The following is a 21,870-nucleotide window of genomic DNA, read 5'->3' as shown; positions in this document are numbered from 1 at the left end:
ATAGTTAATTTTAGAGTGTGGATTTGTTTTCACTAACTTCATATTCTTCGGCGCCGGCCAAGGCACGGCCGATGATGTAGCCAAAGCCCAGTGCAGGACCCAGGTTGACGCCGCCGGCTGGGTAGAAGCCACCCATGATGGAATTGCGGTCATTGCCTGCGGTGAACAGGCCTTCTATCACCTCTCCTTGTTCATTGAGCACCGCGCCTTGTCCATTCGCCGCGATGCCAGCGAAGGTGCCGAAGCTGCCCGGGTAGACCTGAACTGCATAGAATGGCCCCTTTTCCAAGGCCCCGAGTGACGGGTTGGGCTCGACTTTTTGGTCGCCGCCATAGCGGTTAAATTCGGTCTCGCCTCGCCCGAATTCCGGGTCTTGGCCGTTGCGGGCAGCCGCGTTGAATTCTTCGACGGTGGTTTTGAGCCCCTCTGAGTCAATGCCGCACTTGCGGGCTAGTTCTTCTAAGGTCTTGCCCTTTTTCAAATAGCCCGAAGCCAGGTATGGAAATAGCGGCATGGGGAAAGGCTTGGCCATTCCTAAGGGGTATTTGCGCACGAAGCTGGCATCGGCAATTTGCCAGGAGGTCACAGGCTCGCCGTCCTTGGTGGCCTTAATCATGCCGTCGACGTAGTTAAAGTAGCCATTGGCTTCATTGACAAAGCGCTTGCCGTTTTTCATCACGCCAATGGAGCCGGGTTTTGCACGATCCATGATGTGTGGGAACACGCCGGTCTTGCCGTTGAAGTACGGAACCAAAGACACCGGGCACCAGGCGGCCGGGGAATTATTATCGTTGACAAAATGCGCCCCAACATCTTGGGCCATGCGCAGGCCATCGCCGGTGGTCTCCTGCGGCGCTAGGGTGTGGTGTTCTTGTCCCGTGGGGGTCTTGGGGAACAGCTCGCGGCGCAATTCCACATTATTGGGGAAGCCACCGGTGGCGAGCACAACGCCTTTATTTGCTTCGAGCACATAGCTTCCCGATGCCCCCTGTACCTTCACTCCACTAATCCGGGTGCCAGCACCATCTTCTTTATTATCTCGGATAAGTTCCAGTGCTGTGGTGTTGGTGCGCAATTGCACGCCCAGGTCATCAGCGGATTTGGCCAAACGCGCGGTCAAAGCAGTGCCGTTGACCAAGTGCATGGTGCGACCGTGCAGCAGCAAATCAAAGATGTGGGTAATAACCCGGCGCGTGGCGTGAATCCAACCGCGAGGGTCAAGTTGCGAGGCGGATAAGAACTTCGTCAGGTCTGGTCCGGCCATAATGCCCATGCCTAAGAAAGAGGTTTCATACAGCTGGTGGCGTAGCTTCTTCCGCAGGGAAGGCTTGACGTTTTTCAGATTAAAGGGCTTCGGGCCCACGGAGCGGTGACCGGTACCCGCGGATGGCAATTGGCCGTAAATATCGCGGATTTTCGCGCCGGGAGTGAAATCCAGCGAGGTCTTCTTCGCGAAGAATTCCACCATGTGCGGCGCGGCTTCGAGGAAGGCGTCGATATTATCGGCTTCGATGTCGTAGCGCTCGCCCAAGACATTTTTCAAATAGGTCTGGAATTCTTCCTTAGATTCCACTACCCCATCTTCTTTGGCATAGTGCGTGCCCGGGGTCCACGCCCAGCCGCCGGACCAGGAGGTAGCGCCGCCGAGTACCTCAGCTTTTTCCACCACGCAGACAGATAGCCCGTGGTAGGCGGCCGTGACCGCTGCGGAAAGCCCGCCAGCACCAGAGCCGACCACCACGACATCAAAAGTTTCGGTGGGAAGTCCTTGTGTCGGTGGGTTCGCGTACGAAGAAATGGACATGAAAGTTTTTACTCCTTATTTTTTAACTGACCCAAAAGTGGCTCACGAGGAGCTCACGAGTGAGCCGCTGAGGCAATGACGTCGCGGCCGGCTTGATGAAGCTTTTCTAGCCACGCGCGCGAGCCGTATTGGCCAACGAAGATGTCATTAGGTGCTTCCACGCTCACAGGGATATCCGGTGACACGGCACGCAGGTAGCCCACGACATCGCTCGCACCAGCATTCGGTGCTAGTCGATGCCCCCGGGACTCCTCCACTAATCCCTCACGGTTAGTCGGGCGTTGTGGTTCCGCGCCGCAGATTTGGATCATGGGAATGTGCGCGGTGACAGCACCAAGCTGCTGCGGTGTTGCGCCAAAGCGGTGTAAGTGCAAAGTATCTGGCAAAAAGAAACTGCCGGTCTTTGCGATCTCCTCCACTGCGTCAAGATCACGTACACCCTGATAGGAAATGGGTTCAATAGCCGGGGTGACATTGAAATCTTTGCCGGCTTCGACCATCTCGGTGACGATATCTTTGGTCTTGGCCAGATCCGTCATGCCCACGGCAACCGTCAGCGTGCGCGCACCAAATAGCGCTGCACGCTCCAGTGCGGTCATCCACTGATCACGCTGGTCAGTGCCATCGAGCAGGATAAACTCAGCATCTTTGACATATAACCCGGTGCGGTCCAGCGCCTTGATGACCTTGTTAAATAGCTCAGAGCCTTCAGAAAGATCGTATTGCGGCTCCTGCGGGGTAACCGGGATAACGCGCAGGCCGACGAAATCAAAACCTACTTCCTGAGCCTGATAGATGAAATCCTCTGGGGAGGTATTCAGCGCCGACAGCGGCGCTACTCCCAGCTCACGTGTACTCACTGCATGAATCCTTTAAATTCCGATATCCTCTGGCACGCGCACTGTTGTTGGCGCAGGTGTATTGCCCACTAGCACCGGCTGGCCTGTGCGGTGTGATTGATAGACCGCCAACAGCGTGCGGAGTGCTTTGGTGGCCTCGGGGCCATCGACAAGCAATTGCTGCGTTCCCAGTAGTGCGTCGACGAAGTTGGCTACCTGCAAAGTGTGGAAAGGAATGAGCTGATCATTAATCGTGCGCAGGTCCACGTTGGGCACAATGCCTTCTGGGTACGCCGCGGTGGAGTCAATGTGGTCACCGTGGCCGTTATTGATCAACCGACCTTCCGTGCCCTCCGGGCTTTCCAATAAGGTCATGGAACTGCCATCGCGGGTGGTGACATGCACAGTGGCGCCAAACGCCGGGGTTGCCGAGGTGGTGAGATTTAACGTGGCCATGGCTCCGGAGGCGAAAGTTAAGGTGGCAACGGCGGAGTCTTCGACCTCAATATTGTCGGCGTGCTTGAAGCTATTTAGCCGGCCGCTGACTTCCACGACATCGCCCATAAACCATAAAAGCAGGTCAATGTAGTGCACGGCTTGGTTCATCATGACCCCACCGCCATCAGCGTCCCAGCTGCCGCGCCAGGCATCGCGGGTGTAATACGAATGCTCGCGGTGCAACGCCAGGTGCACATGCCCCATAATTGCTGGGTTGTGTTCAACGGCTGCTTTGATCTCTTGGGCAGCAGGCCACCAGCGGCGCTGGAACATGCCGCTGAGTAGCACTCCCGCATTCTCACACGCGGTGATCATGCGTTGGGTGGCTGCGAAATCCGTCGACAGTGGCTTTTCGCATAAGACATGCACGCCGGCTTCAGCGGCTTGAATAACCAATGCCTCATGGGTTGGGTGCGGGGTACAAATTGCTACCGCATCAATCCCTGACGCTAAAAGCTCGGCAACATCAGAGTAAGCATTGGGGATATCCCACTGCGCGGCAAAGTCTTGTGCGCGCCTGATATCGACATCGACTACGCCGACAACCTCTGCGTGGGGATGGGCTTGAAAAGCTTGCTGATGGTTCTTCGCAATGACACCGCAGCCGATGATGCCGACGCGAATCTTTTTCTCCGTCATGGTTGTATTCCTTATATCCCTGGCGCTACTGACGCTTACCGAGATCTTCGAGCTTGGTAAAGGCGGTCTCGCGGGCGGAGATAATAAATACACCTGCGATGGCGATGCAGCCTGCGACGAAGGTAACCACGCCGTGCCATCCGAAGGTGACGTAGATTGCGGCGCTGATTGCAGGGCCAAAGCCGGTGAGTACCAGGCCCAGCTGGTTGCCCATGGCCATACCGGTGTAGCGGTATTCTTGCGCGAACATCTCTGGGAAGAAGACGCACCAGACACCATTCCAGCAGGAGTAGAACAAGCCTTGGTTCAAGATGCACAGGATAAAGACGAGCACGATATTTTCATTCGTGAGTGCATCGAAGTAGAAGTAAGTGGTGATGATGCAGCCGACCGCGCCGATGAGCAAGGTTGGCTTGCGTCCAATTCGATCGCCCAGCTTGGCAGCCAATGGAATAGCGACCATGGACACGGTCATCGCCACAGCGTTAACGATGAGCATGGTGGAACGCTCAATATTGGTGTGCTCGGTGGCGTAGCTTAGCGCGTAGACCATGAAGGTGGACTGCACGACCGAGTAGAAGGTGATGAAGAAGACGCGGACGACATCCATCGGCTGCTTCTTCAATACCTCAATGGCTGGAGCCTTGCGCTTAGCCACCTCGTCTTCGTTGTCTTCAAAGACCGGGGTTTCTTCCAGGTGGGTGCGCACGAAGTATGCAACGCCAAGCACTACTGCGGACAGCAGGAAGGGAATGCGCCAGCCCCAAGCCAACATGGCTTCTTCGGGCATCATCATGATGGGAACCATCACTAGGGCAGCAAGGACGTTACCGGCGGAACAGCCGAGCATCACCGAAGAGGTGAAAAAGCCGCGCTTGCCTTCTGGCGAGTGCTCCATCGTCATCGTCGACGCACCAGCTGCTTCTGCGCCGGCAGAAAAGCCCTGGGCGATGCGGCAGACCAACAACAAGATGGTTGCCGTGATGCCGATCTGATCAAAAGTGGGCAAAAGACCAATGGAGATAGAAGAAATACCCATGACCACCAAGGTGATCATCAACGCGGTCTTGCGGCCGATGCGGTCACCGATGTGCGCCATGACCAGTCCACCCAACGGGCGTGCAATATAGGCAACACCGAACGTCATCAAGGCACCGATGGTGGCCAAGGTTGGGTTGTTGGCGTCAAAGAACAAACGGCTAAATACCAAAGCCGATGCGGTGCCGTACAGCACGTAGTCGTAGTACTCCAACGTCGAACCGAGAAAAGAAGCTAGTGCCGCTTTGCGCGGGTTCTGGCGGTGGGCATGCGCCGAATCTTCAGCGTGTGTTTGTGGCAATGTGCCAACAATTTGTTTAGTCACGACCATTCTCCCTACTAAACGTGATTTGAATCGATACGAGTAACTTAGTGAGAGAAGCAACACATGACCAATTATTTGCCATTGAATGGGATAATCGGCATTAGGTGCGGATAACGAACCTGAAACCCGTAAAACGCGCAGCTCACACGACACCCTTGCACAAACGGGGGTAGCAGGGGGTGATCACCCGTAATTCGCCTGCGGTACGGCTGTTCAGATCCCGAACTAGGGGTCTAAGGACCGTGAAAAGTCGTCATTTTTCTTAGAAAAAATGGCTGGAATAGGTGGTGTTAGGCCCGGCCATGCCGCGGAATGCGCGGGAGCATCAATGGGTTTTCGCCATGTGAGAGCTGGTTTCCAGAGGCTGCCAGGACGGTCAAGATGACATCATCATCACATTCATCGGCACGTCCCACCACGGAGATGGCCGCGACGACACGGCCATCGGTGCCCATGAGAGGAACGGCATAGGCCACGTTTTCGCGCACCATGCCATTGGACACACGGGCATATCCCATGCGCCGGGCAAACTCTACTTGTTCTTGCACCACGGCAACGTCATAGGTCTTGCCATCAGTTTTAGACACCATGGGTTTAGAAAACACGCGCTCTAATACATCAAAGGGAGCGTGGGCTAGAAAGATGATGCCATTGGAATTATCGAATAAGTCCATGCGCCCACCCTGGGTCGCACGGATCTCGGCATCGCCGAATTGGGTATAGCGCTCAATAAAGAGCACTTCATCATCATCAAATTGCGGGACCGCAAGCGAGGTAAATTGCTGCACAGCGGAATGCACACCCTCCAAAACGGGACGTGCACGAAAACGCAGTGATTCTACGGGGTTGGTGCGCGCAAAGATTTCCCAAGCCCGCTGCCCCATGACCAAGCGTTTATCCTCGCCCCGGTCCAATAAACCGATGTCCACGAGCTCTGCGACAAGGCGATGCGCGGTGGACATCGGTAGGTTGGCACGACGCGAAATCTCACTCACCGTCAACGACGAATGAGTGAGATCAAATGCTTCGAGCACGCGAACGCAGCGTTCCAGGACCGTCTCCCCCGACTTAGAATTCGCCATAGAAACACTATACGTTCCGTGCTGCGGCGCAGGCGGCTATTTTATTTACTGCCCCTGCGCGATAAAGGTCTCCCGCATGCGTCCGGCATCAGCGTCGCGGCCGGTAAAGTGCTTGAAAGCATCCAGCGCCTGGCCTACCGCCATGCCGGAGCCATCGATGACGGCACAGCCAATTTCTTTAGCTTCACGCAAGAGCTGCGTTTCCAAAGGCAAGTAAATAACATCGCTGACCCACTGGGAGGGCTTCAAAATAGAGGTATCAAAAGCGGTACCAGGCAGTTGCGCCATACCTACTGGGGTCGCATTCACAACGCCATCAGCTTCGGTGATGTAGCCTTCGACGTCCGCCATATCAACGCCGGTAACGGTGAAAGAACCGGCCGTTGCGATGGCCGATGCCGCGACATTTTCTGCCAGTTGCTGCGCGCGTTCCGGATCCAAGTCTGCAACGTAGAGATTCTTTACACCCGCAGCAATTAATGAATGTGCCACGGCATTGCCGGCGCCGCCCGCACCAACTTGCACGACGTTATCCAACTTGGCATCGGGAAGCCCCTGCTCGAGCCCGCGACCAAATCCTGTGACATCGGTGTTGTAGCCGTAAAACTTGCCATCCCGAATCACCACGGTATTCACCGCGCCAATCTTAGCGGCGCGCTCATCAACCTCATCAAGATACGGAATGACTTCTTGTTTGTGCGGGTGGGTGATATTTAACCCGTTGAATCCTAAGACGCGCGTGGCATCCAGAATGTCTTTAAGGTCCCACGAGCTTGCCGGCTCTTCGGCGGTGTCAATAACCCGGTAGACAGTGGGAATGCCCTGCGCGAGTCCTTCTGCTTCCTGCATGCCTGGGGTCCGTGATTTGGCAATTCCGTGGCCGACCAGGCCAAGAAGCAAGGTTTTGTCTGTCATTATGGTGAAAATCCTCGGGTTGTGAAATATATAGTGAGAAAACTGGTGGAAATCTGAGCGAAATTAACGTGGGATTCCGCGAACATCATCGCGCAACGCGCGATACTGCGCGGCTAGGCGAATTGGCTCATCAGCCCAGCCAAAGCCTGTGTAACCGCCGCGCACTTGAGCGACCTCGAAGAAGGTATTACCCAAAGGTGCGGTGTAAAAGTGCAGGTACTCGCCGTGCTCGCTGCGGTCATAGCAGATATTAAGCTCTTTGATCTGCGCAATAAACGCGGGCTTTAAATCAAAGCGCGCTGCCAAGTCGTCATAGTAGTTCTCGGGAATCGGCAGCATTTTAAGCCCACGTTTGACCGCGCGCTTAGCCACGGCGAACACGTCATCGCAGCCAAAGGTGATGTGCTCTGGGTAATGCTCGGCGAAAAATCCACCTTGCTCAGAACCTTCGGGCGCAGCCGAGACGGTAAAGCGGACCTTCTGCCCCTCAATGGCTTGCTTGTGCACGAGACCTGCGGGCGACGGGATAAATTCCGGTGCCGCTGGTTCAAGCCCCAGCACGGATGAGTAAAACAGTCGAGTTTCTGCCGCCGTATGCCGCGGCTGTGCCAAGGCAATATGGTGCACCGAGTTGATCAAAGCGCTGGTGGAATCTGTGCTACTGATTTCTTCTGGCTCGAAGCCGAATTCAGGAACCCAGGTGCTGCCGCGGCCCTCATGACCGGGCCCGCAGAAATACAGCTCTGAGCCACTTGGGGTATACACCGGGTGCAGGTCTTCTTCGCCTTCCCCGGTAATGCGGGGCACGGCGGTTGCTTGCAAAGACATTGCGCGCTCGGCCGCCGCGGTGGCGTCTTCAACAATGACGCCCAAACCGGTCAATGAGGTAGCACCGCCGGTTGAGCCTTCGTCTTCGACAATGATGCGAACATCGCCTTGCACCCACGCCTGAAATTCCGGTTTGGATTGGTGGTAGCCACCAAGACGAAAGCCCAACTGGTGCAGTGCCTTGGTTACCTCACCTAAACGTCCGGTGCGCAGCTCCACGAAATCAAAGCCTTGGGGCGTTTGGGCATCGGCAAGCTTCGGCAAGACCAGCGGCGACTGCGGGACTCTGCCCGTGGTCTTATCCGCCAACCAAATCAACGAACGCAATCCATCAATCGCGGTGCGGGCAACGTCGGCTTCGCGGAATTCGTCGTTGAAGATCTCCAATGACACCGGTCCGTCGTAGCCTGATCTTGCCACCTGTTGCATGAAATAGTTGAGGTCAAAATCGCCCTCGCCGGGAAAGACACGGTGGTGGCGTGACCAAGGAAGAATTCCCATTTCCATCGCCGGAGCATCGGCAAGCTGCAAAAAGAAGATCTTGTCCGGATCCATATCTGCAATCGCCGTGGGGTCATCCCCGCGCGACAAGATGTGGAACGAATCCAAGCAGGTACCGACATTCGGGTGGTCTACTTGCACCACGATGTCATAGGCGTGCTGGTAGGTATTGACGTATTTGCCCCAGGCCAACGCTTCATAGGAGATATAGCAGCCATAGCGGGCAGCCAGCTCACCCGCGCTGCGCAATTGGTCCACGCGCACGGCGTCATCATCCACGGTTGCGGTGGCAACATTCGAGCACACCAAAATCTGGTCCATGCCCAAACGTTGCATGAGCTGGAATTTGGATTCGAGTCGGCGCAGGTTGTCTTGAAAGACATCTTCTTCCACGCTTAAGAGATCCCGAAATGGCTGGTAGAGGTCGAGGCTCAGCCCCAGCTCTGCCGCACGATCCCGAATCTGCTCGGGAGAATGTGGGGAGACAACCAGGTCTTGCTCGAAGATTTCTACGCCTTCAAAGCCGGCATCCGCGGCAGCACGAAGCTTCTCCGCGAGCGTGCCGGACAGGCAAACGGTCGCAATTGAAGAGTGCATTAACTATTAACCCTCGAGCTCGGCCACCGCAGCATTAAGCAGCGCGAAGCCATGGTTGGAATTGGGAACACCGGCATAGACCGCGGTGTGCAGCAGGACTTCGCCGATCTTTTCGGCATCTACGCCTGCGCGCAAGGCCGCGCGAATGTGCATATTCAGCTCGCCATCATTGCCCACAGCGGTCAAAATCGCGATGGTGAGCAAACGACGCTCGGTGAAATCCAGGCCATCGCGCTGCCAGATATCACCCCACGCGGTACGGGTAATGAAGTCTTGAAATTTTTCGGTCACCGGCGTCATCTTCTCCACGGAAGCATCAACGTGCGCATCGCCTAAGACCGCACGGCGATTAGCCATGCCGACTTCGTGGGCTGCTTGACGTCCGGTGTCATAATCAGGCCCGGGATTCTGCTGAGTCATTGAATCTTCCTTTGTCTTTTAGTTGCGGTTCTACCGGTTGCGGTTTTACCGCGTGCGTGTCTACCGGGTGCGCTGGATAAATGTCGCGCGGTCCAGGATGGTGTCGATGAGGTCTTGGGAATGTGCGATGGTGCCGGTATCGATGAGGTTGCGCTGCATATTCTCCGTGTTGACGGTGATGCCATCGATGCTGGCATGCAGCCGCGACTGCGCCGAGGCGGTGACAGCTACGAGCTCACGCAGCGTGGCCCATTCGGCGTGCCAGCTGCCCACGCCGCGCTGGAGGCGAGAATCCATTGCTTCCAGCATGGTGTTGGCAAGACCTGGTGCGCGGCGTGCATATCCATCGGCTGCAATAGCTGCGGCTGGATTAGCTTTGTGCGGCATCGAGGAGGATCCGCCGGGAGTCGCTTCTTGCAACTCCCCTACTTCCGTTGCCGACATGAAAACAATATCGCCGGTGATTTTGCGGATAGCACCTGCCACAATCGCCAGCGCCGAAGCGACCTTCACAAATGGCACGCGGTTGGTGTGCCAGATCCGAGGTGTCGCTTCCAGGTTCAAAGACTTAGCCAGCGCCGCATGGATCTTGAGCCCATGTGGATACGTCGCGGCCAAGGTTCCGCTCGCACCTCCGTATTGCACCGGCAGCGCGTTAGTCACCCGTTGTAATTCGACGCAAGCATCATCGAGTACTTCCAACCAGTTTGCGGCGATTAGCCCGAAAGTCATCGGTTGGGCAGCTTGGCCCAACGTACGCCCGATAATCGGGGTATCTGCATAATCTTTGGCAAAGGCAGCCAGCACATCCATGGTGTTCGCGGCGGCATCGATAAGCTGTGCAATACCGCGCTTGAGCACTAAGACCAGCGCGGTATCAATGGCGTCCTGGCTGGTAGCACCGGTATGAATGCCTTTGACACCAGCATCGCCAGCGCGAGCTTTGAGCTGCTTGACGATGGGAATCGCCGGATTCGCCCCGGCCGCAGACAGCTGGGAGATCTCCTCAATATCTAACTCATAGGAGTCAATCGCCGCCTTGGCTGCACCGTGTTCTGCTTCCGTGATCACCTCGCAGCTAAGCGCGGCATCGGCCAAGGCAGCTTCAAATTCTACGATTGCGCGGAGAAATTGCTCATCGCCGAGCTGCTGGTGCACGGCGGTATTGCCGCCCGCAAGATCTGAGTAGGTACTGCGTGAATACAGGTAGGTCATAAACTTACAGTAATGCGGGCTTAGTTATCGGCCACGATGTCAAAGAAGGGGGTTTCCTTTTCTGGATCTACGTGCTGGACATAGATATCAAAGTGGTAGCCCTTATCCGTCTTCTGCGCGATCAGCAGGTCACGCCGCTTTTCATCGACAAGCTGCAACACCGGATCTTTGTCATTGGCTTCTGCAAACTCTGGGAAATACAACCGCGTGTACAACCGCTCCAACATGCCGCGGGCAAACACGCCGACCTTGATGTGTGGTGCTTCTACCTGCTGCGCTGGGGAAAAGCCATCGATGGCGTCAATTTGGCCAGGAATGATGGTCTTCAGCGTGGAGGTTCCCGTCTCATCGGCAAACGCACGGCCGAGACCGCGGAAACCGTCAGCGGTGACATTGTCTTGGCGTGGGTCATATTCGGAGTTGAATACGCCCTGCTTATCGGGCTGCCAAAATTCCACCATGGAATCCGAAATCGGGTTGCCGTCACCATCGATGGTGGTCACCGTAATTTCCACAGCGTCTTCACCCTCGGCGATGATCTCTGAGCCCTCGCGGACGAGGCCAATGTGAACATAAGGACCGACGGTCTGCGATGGCATGATGCCGAATTCGGTCTCATCCTGATCGCCAACAACTGGTTCACCGTAACGGAACTCACCGTTCGGAGATTTATCAATACGCATTTTCTGCTCCTTTTTAAATCTAGGCCGGCTTATTCAAACGGGGTGGAGTTTTTGCCGCGCAGGACGATGTCGAACTTATAACCCAACGACCAGTTTTCACGGGTCTGGTCATAGTCGAAGACGGAAATCATGCGTTCGCGCTCGCCCTTGGGAACCGAGTTGAAGATTGGGTCCTGGAAGAACATGGGGTCATCTGGGAAATACATCTGGGTGACCAGGCGCTCACCGAATTGACGGCCATATAGCGAGAAGTGAATGTGCGCTGGGCGCCAAGCATTGTGGTGGTTGCCCCACGGGTATGCACCAGGCTTGATGGTGTAGAAGCTGTATTTTCCCTCCGCGTCAGTCAGACACCGCGCGACACCATTGAAGTGTGGATCCAGCGGGGCTGGCCAAGAGTCATTTTTGTGACGGTAGCGTCCGGCAGCATTGGCCTGCCATACCTCAATCAAGGTATTGGCAACGGGCTTATTACCCCAGCCTGTTACCTTGCCGTGCACCAAAATGCGCTGGCCGATGGCTTCGCCGCCATTGACCAAAGTCATGTCATTGTCGAGCCCGCCAAGATCTTGTTCACCAAAGACTGGGCCGGTGATTTCACCTAGGCGTTCGTTGACCATAATGAGGTCATTGCCTGGGTTGCGCTTAATAGTGGTGCGGTACTCCGGGAATGCACGGGGTGCCCACACGTCACCGACTCCAACATTGGTCAATGGTTCTGACATCGCAAAATCCTCCTCAGAATTTTCCTATCCCTACCTCATCGCAAACTGAGTTGTGACCGTCACGATATACCGGGAATTAATACAGATCACAATAGTCGGTTGTTCGCAATCAAACCCCCATGTGCGCATGGCGTACCTTGGTTCCTCAACGAAACCCGCACTACCTGCCAGTTTCAACTTCCATTGAATGGGAAGGGTGGTCACTCAGGGGGTGGGAATCCACAAGTTCTTCCTTTGATATTCGCCCCTGCGCCCGTTGCGTACCTGCTGTTTCCTACCATGCGGACACAGTTGGCAAGCGGCACAACATCAGTCGATAGCCACCGGTTTATGGTATTAACAGCAGTGAGATGGCGTTCACGATGTGCTTAGCGCACGCCGATGCGGTTTACTAGTGGGTATGTCCGAACCACGTCTTGACTTAGAAGCGCTGCTTGGTACGCAATCGCGCACCTATAAAACGCGCCAAGTCACTGAAGACATGGTTCAACGCCCCATCCACGTGGCCATTGCCTTGTGGGACCAGCCGTGGAAATCCGCGCAGGGACAAAAGATTGAAGGCTGGGTCATCGCCGTCGATTCCAAACGCGCACGGTTTGTTCGCCGCGGCCGCACCACGCACGGCGATGTGGTGGAGCAAACCATCGCTGAGCTTGTCGATGCTCTGGACAACCTTCCGGGTAAAGCCTGGATTGTCACCGGCCGCCGCCAGACGTCTTTGCGCACCGCCTTGGAAAAGCGCGGCTATTTGGTCACTGGCAGCTTTTCGGAGAAAAACCGGGCTGGTAAGCGCGCGTCCATGCAGCGGAAGAAAGATGATCACGCGGCACAGCGCGAAGCAAAAAGAACTGGTGAAGCACCCGATACGGTCAAGACCACCCCCGTGCCCACCACCCCAGCGCACTGGTGGCCGCAATTTGCTGCCGATAAGGCACGTCCTGCACATGACGATGTGGTTCGCATTGCTACCGATGCTTCCTCGGATACGGTCTATAAAGGATCCATGTGCTTTGTCGCTGACAACGGCGATTACCAACTGCAAACGAAAAAGACCTCCGCATCTACGGATGAATTAGAGCTGGAATCTTTGACCTTGGCGCTGAAATACCTGCGCAAAGTCGGGGCTAGCCACGCCGTTATTGAATCAGACTCTGTCGCTGCCATCGAAGCCGTGGACTACATCCTGTCCGGGGAAAAATCCCGTGGCAGCAGAAACAATCGCGAACAACCGCGACGTAATAACCGCCGGCGCAATCCCCGTGGGCGAACCTGGCGTGGCCTTAGTCCCGGGTCGCGCTCACGCTTCGATCAGGCGTGGAGAGACCTCAACGGTCAGTGCGAGGTAAAAATTCGTCGCGTGCTCGGCCATGCCGGAGATCCCCTCAACCAAGCCGCCGACCAGATTGCGTACATGGGCCTGCGCGCCATTGCCCACCCACTCAAAGAGGCACGACCAACGCTCAAGCACGGCATTAATAAGGCGATTAAAAAAGCAACCGCCTTAGCCGTGCACAGCGTCGAGTCCTAATTGCATTATCACCTAGCTAGCCTGCCCGCGCATGGAAGTAAGCAGTTCACGCCGCTTCTTCTGCTCCACCGGGTCTGGCACCGGCAACGAGGCCACCAGCTTTTGTGTGTAGTCCTGCTGTGGATCACGCATGACCTGGGCACCGCGGCCTGATTCCACGAGTTCACCATGGTAGAGCACGCCGACGGCATGCGAGACCATATCGATAACGGCCAGGTCATGGGAGATAAACAGCGCTGCGAATCCAAACTCTTGTTGCAAGGACTGAAATAGCTCCAACACCACTGCCTGCACCGAAACATCCAGAGCTGAGGTTGGTTCGTCCGCAATGACGAGTTCTGGGTTGAGCACTAGCCCACGCGCTAGAGAGACGCGCTGGCGTTGCCCGCCTGATAGCTCATGCGGGTAACGTCCGGCAAAAGCTGCCGGCAGTTCTACCGCTTCTAGCAATTCTGTTACTCGCTTGCGCCTCTCGGATGCAGAAATATCCGGACGGTTTATCAACAGCGGCTCGGCGATACATTGCTCGATGGTGAAATAGGGATTAAATGACGTGGCGGGATCCTGGAAGATAAAGCCCACGCGTTGCCGAAGCTTCCGCAGCTGTTTTCCTTTCACCCCACGCATTTCTTGGCCTAAGACATTCAACGAGCCACCGGTGACTTTTTCTAGCCCCACCATGGCGCGGCCAATGGTGGTCTTACCGGAACCAGACTCCCCGACCAGGCCATAGACTTCGCCTTTATGGATGGATAAATCTATCCCCTTGACTGCCTTAAACGCCGGGGCTCCCAAACGTCCGGGATAGGTAATTTCCAACCCTTGCGCCTCGACTAAGACTTCTCGGGAATCGAGTTCGTGGAAATCTTCGGCAGTATAGGTACCGGTTAAAGACTTCTCGCCCAAGTGTGGAACCGCGCCCAATAGTTTCTGGGTATAGGCTTCCTTCGGGTGGGCGAAAAGTTCTTCGACCGGGGCGCGTTCAATAATGCGCCCTTCATACATCACCGCGACTTCATCTGCCAGGTCAGCAACCACGCCCATGTTGTGAGTAATAATCACGATGGAGGTGCCATATTCATCGCGGAGATTGCGCAACAGCTGCAAGATTTCTGCTTGCACCGTAACGTCCAATGCCGTCGTTGGTTCATCGGCAACGATAGTTTTCGCACCGAGTTCGAGCGCCATGGCAATCATGATGCGTTGTTTTTGTCCGCCGGAAAATTCATGCGGATAGCGGTCGATACGCTTTTCTGGTTCTGGGATACCTACCGTCTCGAGCGCTCGAATACAGCGCTCACGAATTTCCTTGCGCTTAATCTTCGGATTGTGGGCACGCAGTCCTTCCGCCATTTGCCACCAAATGGGAAAGACCGGATTCATGGAACTCGAAGGCTCTTGGAAAATCATGGAGACATCGCTACCGCGCATCTTGCGTAAGTCTTGGCCTGACTTGGTTAAAACATCGGAGCCTTCAACTAAGACAATGCCTTCGGAATGCGCGGTATCGCCTACTAATCCCAGAATTGACCGGGCAGTTACTGTCTTGCCCGAGCCGGACTCTCCCACCAAGGCAACAATTTGTCCTTGACCGACATCCAAGTTGACGCCACGCACGGCGTGGACAAATCCACCGTCAGTATCGAATCCGACGTTGAGGCTGTTAATGCTGACGCGGTTGATCGTGCTGTCTGCCTCGAAGGCGTTTTCAGCTGAATTGCTAACAGGTTGTTGCGAATTAGACATTCTTTACCTCATTTACAGCATCGCCATCGACGCTATCGAATCGCGAACCCTGCGTCTTTTTACGCTTGCGACGAATACGCAGACGCGGATCATTCAGGTCATTGAGGGACTCTCCCACCAAAGTCACGCCGAGCACCGCCAGGACAATGGCTGCGCCCGGGAAGATCGACGTCCACCAAATGCCAGAAGTGACATCGGAGATTGAGCGGTTTAAGTCATAGCCCCATTCCGCAGCAGATGTTGGCTCAATACCGAAGCCGATAAACCCCAGTCCCGCAAGCGTGAGGACAGCTTCTGCAGCATTGAGGGTAAAAATCAACGGCAACGTACGCGTGGCGTTTTTGAAGATATGCACGCTCATCACCCGCCAGTGCGAAGCTCCCACCACCATCGCTGATTCCACGAAGGGCTCAGCTTTTAACCGGGCAGTTTCCGCGCGGACCACGCGGAAGTACTGCGGGATAAACACCACGGTGATCGAAAGTGCTGCGGCAGCAATACCGCCGATGGCGCTGGAGCGCCCACCGGTTAGGGCAATCGACATGACAATCGCCAACAGCAAGGATGGGAAGGCATAGACCGCATCCGCCACCATGACAAGAATGCGGTCTAACCAACCACCGATATAGCCAGAGACAAGTCCCAGCAAGACACCGAGGATCATGGATGCTGCCACCGCAGCGATAATAACGGCCACTGCAGTGCGCGTGCCCCAAATTACGCGGGAGAAGACATCAAATCCGGAGACTGTCGTGCCCCAAATATTGGTATCGGACGGTGGCTGTTGGGTGCCAAAGGAGCCAAATTCAGCAGAGGTTTGCGCCCAGGAATACGGAGCGATCAACGGCGCGAAGATGGCGGTGATGATAAACCCGATGGTCAAAATCAGACCTGCGATCAGCATCGCGCGCTGCAGCCCGGCGGAGCGAATGACATCTTTGATAATGGGCAGGCGCTTCCAGCGCGGTTGTTCCGAGGAAATATGTGTTGTAGCCATGATTTTTAAAACCTCACCCTCGGGTCAATCAGTGCCGCGATAATGTCAACGATGAAATTAGTCACGGCGACAATAACGGCCATGAGCATCACGATTCCCTGCACCGCTACGAAGTCACGGGCTTGCATGTACTGAACCAAGACGAAACCGAGCCCGTTCCATTCGAAGGTGGTTTCTGTTAACACTGCGCCGCCCAATGACAGCGCAATCTGCATGCCCATGACCGTAATCACCGGGATCAACGCTGGACGCAGAGCATGAGTGGTAACCAGGCGTGATTCTTTCACGCCCCGCGAGCGTGCTGACTCAATGTATTGACGCTCTAGGGTGCCAATTAGGTTGGTTCGCACCAGGCGTAAGAAGACGCCTCCGATGAGCAATCCCAAAGCAATCGCCGGAAGCGCAGCATGGCGCACGCAGTCAATAATCAGATCGACATCGCCAAGGCGAATGGCATCGAGCAAATAAAACGGGGTGGGATTAGTGATTTGATTTAAGGTACTGGCACCCGCGGTGGATACTCTTCCGGAAATTGGGAACCAACCCAGCTGCACGGAGAAGACGAGCTTGAGCAGCAAACCGACGAAGAATACTGGAGTGGCGTACGCCAAAATGGCAAAGATGCGCAGGAACCCATCGGGCCAGCGATCGCGAAAGCGCGCGGCAATCATGCCCAGTGGAATTCCGATGATTAGCGCAATAACTAGGGCGTAGAGCACCAGTTCAAAGGTAGCTGCGCCATATTGGGTCAAAATCGAGGTGACCTCGCGGCCATCGGTGAAGGTTGTTCCGAAGTCACCGCGGACAATATCGCCGAGGTATTCAAAGTACTGAATCAGAAGGGGACGATCATAGCCGGCTTCGGCAATGCGTCTTTCGAGATCTTCGGCGGATAGTCTTCCGCCAAGGGCTGCGGTAATGGGGTCACCAGTCGAGCGCATGAGGAAAAACACCGTGGTGACGAGGATGAAAATGGTTGGGAAGATCAACAGGAAACGGATAAGGACGTAGCGTAAAAAGCCTCCGCCGCGTTCCTTATCCGTCTCTTGCTCTTCCACAACCGCTTCTGGGGCTGCGGTTGTCATAGCTGCACTTATCTTTCGCTTTTTATGTTTCGATCCTTACAGGTCAAAGCTCTTATTTGGACAAGGAGCCATAGCGGAATAGGTAGGAAGCGTCAAGAGTAACGCCTTCTACATCTTCAGCGGCGAATGCAAACTGACGGCCCTGCAGAAGTGGAACGGTAGATAGTTCTTCCGCCATCATCTCTTGCGCCTGTCCCAGCAATTCTTCACGCTCAGCTTGGTCTTCTGTGGTGGACTGCTTGCGAATCAACGCATCTGCTTCTTCGTTATCGAAGTGGTTACCTAAGAAGTTGTCCGTGGTGAAGAACGGGGTCAAGAAGTTATCAGGGTCGGAGAAGTCCGGGAACCAGCCCAGCTGGTACAGCGGGTAGACATCTTCCACGCGGTCTTTTTGGTATTGCACCCACTCCGTGGACTGCAAGTCCACCGTGAATAGTCCGGTGTCTTCGAGCTGGGAACGAATCATTGCATACTCATCGCCTGAAGAAGGACCGTAGTGGTCAGGGTTGTATTGCAGCGCTAGGTTAACGGTCTCAGTCACCCCGGCGTCTTCCAAGATCTGCTTGGCCTTGTCTACATCTGGTCCTCCATCGGAGGTCAGGTACATGTCCTTAACAGGCTCGGTAGCGCCAATCATGGAATCCGGGATTGCAGAGTACAGCGGTGCGAAGGTATCGCGGTAGATATCCTTAGCGATGGCTGCGCGGTCAATCGATGCCGCTACAGCCTGACGTACTGCGCGTGCCTTTTCTTCATCTGCTTCTTCGGTTTCGGCACCGAACGGCTGGGTATTGAAGTTGAAGACGATGTAGCGAATCTCGCCACCGGGCCCGTCAACAACTTGCACCCCATCTGCATTGCGCAGATCTTCGATATCGGTGGCTGAGAGTGAACGATACGCGGCATCAATGTTGTTTTGCTCAATATCAAGCTTCATATTCGACGCATCCGCGTAGTAGCGAACATCAATGCCATCATTTTGGGCTTCGCCCAACAGTCCCTGGTAGGAATCTACCGGACTGTAGCTAATCAGCTCATTTTCCGAGAAATTGGAAATGGTGTACTGGCCAGCAAATGGTTCCGCGTCGACAACTTCTTGGTTATCGAGCACCGAGTCCGCGGAAAATACGTCTTCATCAACGATAGGACCTGCCGGGGAGTTAAGAACCCCCACCCACGTCTGGTCATTGGGCTGCTTCAGGTTGAACACCACCGTCAGGTCGTCAGGAGTGTCCACAGATTCCAAGTTGCCAAGCAGTGAAGCGGGTCCATTGGGGTCATTGATTTCAGTTTGCCGGTCGAAGGAGAACTTCACGTCGGAAGAGGTCAGCTCATTGCCATTGGCAAAGGTCAGCCCTTCTTTGAGCTTGACGGTGAATTCATTGGGAGAGGTAAATTCTCCGGACTCGGCGAGTGAGGGAACTGGCGTGGGATCTTCCGCACCGGGTTCAGATTCCATCAAGTAGCCGTAAACCTGACGCGCTACCTGGGAGGTGCCGTTGTCATAGGAAGCGGCTGGATCCAGGCGAGTGATCTTATCTGTGGTTCCAACAACGATGGCATCAGCCGAGGATTCACCGTTTGAATCACCGCCTGCACCTTCAGAGCCGGACTCTTCACCGGTGGTCGCGCATGCTGTAAGCGCGAGGCCAGTCATAAGCGCAACAGCTGGAGCTAGAATGCGTGCTCGTCGACGAGAAGCCGTCATTGAGTTTTCTCCTTGATAGGGGTCCAACATAAGAAACCTTGTGGGCTCTTCGTCGGAATGAATATGCCGTTTATCCTCAGAAACTCTGATGAAATTCCTGAGCAGAATGCTCTCGATGTGTGAGCAATCGTGTATCAAAAGCACTATTTAGGTCCACGAACTTTAAATTCACACAGTGTTAACCATAGAATAACCGGCATATATTGTGAACCAGAACACCCCCGCGCGGGTGTGGGAATACACATCACACATCGGGGTCTCTACTGGTCGTGGTTTTGTTCGGAGAAAGCTCAAGCCCCGCGGTCACAAGAGTGACGCCGCGGGGCTTGGAGTTGCTAGATGGGTAATGACCACCTATTTCAGTAAGTGATAGGAATAGTTAGGCTTTCACCGATGCAGTTGCCTCAATATTTTCTACGGTCTCGAGAGTAGCTTGCTGCTCCGTTGGGAAGCGACGAGCCACCGCCGAGAAGATGGCACCGGTGATGTTGTGCAATACTGCAGCGCACGCGCCTGGTAGCGCCGCTTCTGGGGCAAAGAACTTCGCCGACATACCGGAGGCAAGCCCGGCTGATTGCGTGCCAATCTCCACCGCCATGGTGCGGTTGTAGGACTCTGGCATCTTCAGTGCCTTGCCAGTGAGGTAGCCCAAGATGTATCCCAGTACGTTGTGCAGCAAGACTGCAGCAAAGACGATGAGTCCCATCTGGACCAAAAGGTCAACGTTGGTCGCCACGGTTGGAAAGACCACGCCACCGATACCCACGATGGAAACCCATGGCAGCACTGGAGCAATATATCCAATCCAGCGGTCGAGTAAGTAACGCAATACGAGACCACCAATGACAGGTACCAAGACGGTTTGGACCAGGCTCAAGGCCATGCCCGCGCCATCAACTTCGGTTTCTGCGCCAGCAAGCAACAGCATGAGCATTGGCGTCATGATGGGAGAAACCAGGGTTGATACCGAGGTCATTGCCACCGAAAGGGCGACGTCGCCGCGGGCTAGGTAGGTAATAACGTTTGAAGAAGTGCCACCAGGAACAGAACCAAGCATGAGCAAGCCGATGGCCAGCATCGGATTGAGCCCCAACACCTTCGCTACGGCGACTGCCGCAAGTGGCATGATGACAAATTGCGCAATGACACCAATCAAAATTGGCAGTGGACGGCGCGCAATTTCTTTAAAGTCCGGAATGGTGAGAGTTAAGCCCATACCGAACATGATCACCATCAAGAATTGGTTGATGTAATCACTCAGCGGCAAAAACGGGGCTGGAAAAATCCACGCCAGCGCGGTGCCGAGCAAAATAAACACGGGGAAAGCAGTCACAGCAATTGCCGCAGAGCGGTCCTCGCGCGCACGTTCTTTCGTGGTCATTGATGCTTGTAAAACATCGCCCTTATCAGACATTGTGAATGCTCCCAGATAAATAAAGAGTCCTGCATCCAGCAGCACATGCACGGTGGGCATGTCGCGACACAGGAGATATGATTCTTAAATTTCACCAAAGCCATTTCAGGAAGTGGCTCCTGCCCTCTGGGTGGGGGCATCGTACAGCGATAACCGCCATGGTGGTGCGGTTATCGTCTTGTGGCTTAAGAGGAATTGTAGTGTGCGCTACGAAGAAGACAAATTAAGCTATGATTCAGCACACTAATCCGGGGTCAGATGATCGCGACGCGAGCAGGGGAAATTTTGCCGGTGGCTAAAAGCGAGCACGAAATTTCCGCCACACAACCCGGGCGGCAGAATGCGGCGTCGCCAGTATTTCGCGCGAATAATTGCGCAGGCGGTACTTGTGGGGAGTCAGCGTGAGATGCAGCTTGATGGGAATTCCCAAATGCCAAGCCCACAGCCGGGTCCTTAAGCTATGGAATTCATTCGTCACCACGTGCAACACACGAGCATTGTTGACGAGGGCAAAGCAATTTTCCAGATTCTCATTGGTGCTGGTCGCCGCTGGTTCTTCCACGATGCGTTCGGGGTCGATTCCGCGCTCGGTCAGATATCTAGCCATGACTGCCGCTTCCCCATCGCCGGTGACAATCACCGGCGCATCGGGCATGCGTTTTGCCAGTTTCAGCGCTTTGTTTAAACGAGATAACAACAGCGCACCCGGGCGACCATCGGTTACCCGGGAACCTAAAACCACTATCGGATCGGCACGGTGCATGGCGCTCAGGGGCTACTCCCCCATGAGCTTGGCGCGAAGGTTGGCATCTTTTTGCTCAACTTCTTTGGCCATATTTTCTTGGTAGTCCACCATGCGCTCGACCAGTTCGGAATACTCTGCGCCCAAGATACGAATAGCTAGCAAGCCAGCGTTTTTCGCACCGCCAATGGACACGGTCGCTACGGGCACACCACTGGGCATCTGCACGATAGACAGCAAGGAATCGAGACCATCTAGGTCTTTGAGTGCGCGGGGAATACCAATGACTGGCAGCGGCGTTGCTGCGGCAACCATGCCGGGCAGGTGCGCTGCTCCGCCTGCACAGGCGATGATGGTCTTAATACCGCGAGTGTGTGCCTGCTTGGCGTAGTCCAGCATCTTTTCGGGGGTGCGGTGTGCAGAAACCACGCCCACTTCGAAGGGAACGCCAAACTCTGCCAGCACCTCAACTGCTGGTTCCACGGTTGGCCAATCAGAATCCGAGCCCATAATGAGCCCAACTAGTGGTGCAGTCATTTCT

Annotated in this window: 19 protein-coding genes; 1 reads left to right on the top strand and 18 read right to left on the bottom strand. The window is 55.1% G+C overall.

Annotated elements, in window-relative coordinates; genetic code table 11:
- Positions 1-10: 10 nt before the first annotated feature.
- The 11 genes from CAMM_RS03380 to pcaH form a co-directional block, all read right to left on the bottom strand.
- Complete coding sequence (locus CAMM_RS03380; protein WP_003849579.1) at positions 11-1,804, bottom strand: FAD-dependent oxidoreductase; 1,794 nt, start codon at positions 1,802-1,804, stop codon at positions 11-13.
- Between the two features lie 53 nt (positions 1,805-1,857).
- Complete coding sequence (locus CAMM_RS03375) at positions 1,858-2,664, bottom strand: sugar phosphate isomerase/epimerase family protein (RefSeq protein WP_003849581.1); 807 nt, start codon at positions 2,662-2,664, stop codon at positions 1,858-1,860.
- Between the two features lie 12 nt (positions 2,665-2,676).
- Positions 2,677-3,780 carry a Gfo/Idh/MocA family protein gene (locus tag CAMM_RS03370; protein WP_003849583.1) on the bottom strand — a complete coding sequence of 368 codons (1,104 nt, stop codon included), beginning with the start codon at positions 3,778-3,780 and terminating at the stop codon, positions 2,677-2,679.
- Between the two features lie 25 nt (positions 3,781-3,805).
- Entirely contained in the window at positions 3,806-5,149 is a 1,344-nt protein-coding gene (locus CAMM_RS03365; RefSeq protein ID WP_003849585.1) for an MFS transporter, read from the bottom strand.
- Between the two features lie 284 nt (positions 5,150-5,433).
- Entirely contained in the window at positions 5,434-6,225 is a 792-nt protein-coding gene (locus CAMM_RS03360; protein ID WP_003849586.1) for an IclR family transcriptional regulator, read from the bottom strand.
- 45 nt (positions 6,226-6,270) lie between these two features.
- Positions 6,271-7,140 carry a shikimate dehydrogenase gene (locus CAMM_RS03355; RefSeq protein ID WP_003849588.1) on the bottom strand — a complete coding sequence of 290 codons (870 nt, stop codon included), beginning with the start codon at positions 7,138-7,140 and terminating at the stop codon, positions 6,271-6,273.
- Between the two features lie 63 nt (positions 7,141-7,203).
- Positions 7,204-9,066 (bottom strand): sugar phosphate isomerase/epimerase and 4-hydroxyphenylpyruvate domain-containing protein, encoded by a 1,863-nt coding sequence (locus CAMM_RS03350; RefSeq protein ID WP_003849589.1) that lies wholly within the window; start codon positions 9,064-9,066, stop codon positions 7,204-7,206.
- Positions 9,067-9,072: 6 nt separating this feature from the next.
- The gene (gene pcaC, locus CAMM_RS03345) at positions 9,073-9,486 is read right to left on the bottom strand and encodes a 4-carboxymuconolactone decarboxylase (RefSeq protein WP_003849592.1); all 414 of its coding nucleotides are present in this window, start codon (positions 9,484-9,486) and stop codon (positions 9,073-9,075) included.
- A 60-nt stretch (positions 9,487-9,546) separates the two neighbouring features.
- Positions 9,547-10,701 (bottom strand): lyase family protein, encoded by a 1,155-nt coding sequence (locus tag CAMM_RS03340; RefSeq protein ID WP_003849596.1) that lies wholly within the window; start codon positions 10,699-10,701, stop codon positions 9,547-9,549.
- A 20-nt stretch (positions 10,702-10,721) separates the two neighbouring features.
- Complete coding sequence (gene pcaG / locus CAMM_RS03335; RefSeq protein ID WP_003849599.1) at positions 10,722-11,384, bottom strand: protocatechuate 3,4-dioxygenase subunit alpha; 663 nt, start codon at positions 11,382-11,384, stop codon at positions 10,722-10,724.
- A 29-nt stretch (positions 11,385-11,413) separates the two neighbouring features.
- Positions 11,414-12,109, bottom strand: coding sequence for a protocatechuate 3,4-dioxygenase subunit beta (pcaH, locus tag CAMM_RS03330; RefSeq protein WP_003849601.1), 696 nt, complete (start codon positions 12,107-12,109; stop codon positions 11,414-11,416).
- 400 nt (positions 12,110-12,509) lie between these two features.
- Here pcaH and CAMM_RS03325 point away from each other — a divergent pair, with 400 nt between their 5' ends.
- Complete coding sequence (locus tag CAMM_RS03325) at positions 12,510-13,637, top strand: RNase H family protein (RefSeq protein ID WP_003849603.1); 1,128 nt, start codon at positions 12,510-12,512, stop codon at positions 13,635-13,637.
- Positions 13,638-13,649: 12 nt separating this feature from the next.
- On the opposite strand, the gene CAMM_RS03320 is transcribed toward CAMM_RS03325, so the two are convergent.
- The 7 genes from CAMM_RS03320 to purE all read right to left on the bottom strand — a co-directional run bounded on the left by CAMM_RS03320 (position 13,650) and on the right by purE (position 21,866).
- Positions 13,650-15,383: a dipeptide ABC transporter ATP-binding protein gene (locus tag CAMM_RS03320; protein ID WP_003849605.1), complete on the bottom strand. Its 1,734-nt coding sequence runs from the start codon at positions 15,381-15,383 to the stop codon at positions 13,650-13,652.
- Entirely contained in the window at positions 15,376-16,380 is a 1,005-nt protein-coding gene (locus tag CAMM_RS03315) for an ABC transporter permease (protein ID WP_003849607.1), read from the bottom strand. Before CAMM_RS03315 ends, CAMM_RS03320 begins: the two co-directional genes overlap by 8 nt.
- A 5-nt stretch (positions 16,381-16,385) precedes the next feature.
- Complete coding sequence (locus CAMM_RS03310) at positions 16,386-17,465, bottom strand: ABC transporter permease (RefSeq protein ID WP_003849609.1); 1,080 nt, start codon at positions 17,463-17,465, stop codon at positions 16,386-16,388.
- Between the two features lie 52 nt (positions 17,466-17,517).
- Entirely contained in the window at positions 17,518-19,173 is a 1,656-nt protein-coding gene (locus tag CAMM_RS03305; RefSeq protein WP_040356358.1) for an ABC transporter substrate-binding protein, read from the bottom strand.
- A 379-nt stretch (positions 19,174-19,552) separates the two neighbouring features.
- Positions 19,553-20,587: a bile acid:sodium symporter family protein gene (locus CAMM_RS03300; RefSeq protein WP_147581106.1), complete on the bottom strand. Its 1,035-nt coding sequence runs from the start codon at positions 20,585-20,587 to the stop codon at positions 19,553-19,555.
- Between the two features lie 295 nt (positions 20,588-20,882).
- Positions 20,883-21,350, bottom strand: coding sequence for a YdcF family protein (locus CAMM_RS03295; RefSeq protein ID WP_003849614.1), 468 nt, complete (start codon positions 21,348-21,350; stop codon positions 20,883-20,885).
- A 12-nt stretch (positions 21,351-21,362) separates the two neighbouring features.
- Positions 21,363-21,866: a 5-(carboxyamino)imidazole ribonucleotide mutase gene (purE, locus tag CAMM_RS03290; protein ID WP_003849616.1), complete on the bottom strand. Its 504-nt coding sequence runs from the start codon at positions 21,864-21,866 to the stop codon at positions 21,363-21,365.
- Positions 21,867-21,870: the final 4 nt, after the last annotated feature.

The organism is Corynebacterium ammoniagenes DSM 20306 (assembly GCF_001941425.1).
Lineage (GTDB): Bacteria > Actinomycetota > Actinomycetes > Mycobacteriales > Mycobacteriaceae > Corynebacterium > Corynebacterium ammoniagenes.
The sequence above is the reverse complement of the archived record's forward strand: the minus strand, read 5'-3'. Positions and strand labels throughout refer to the sequence as shown.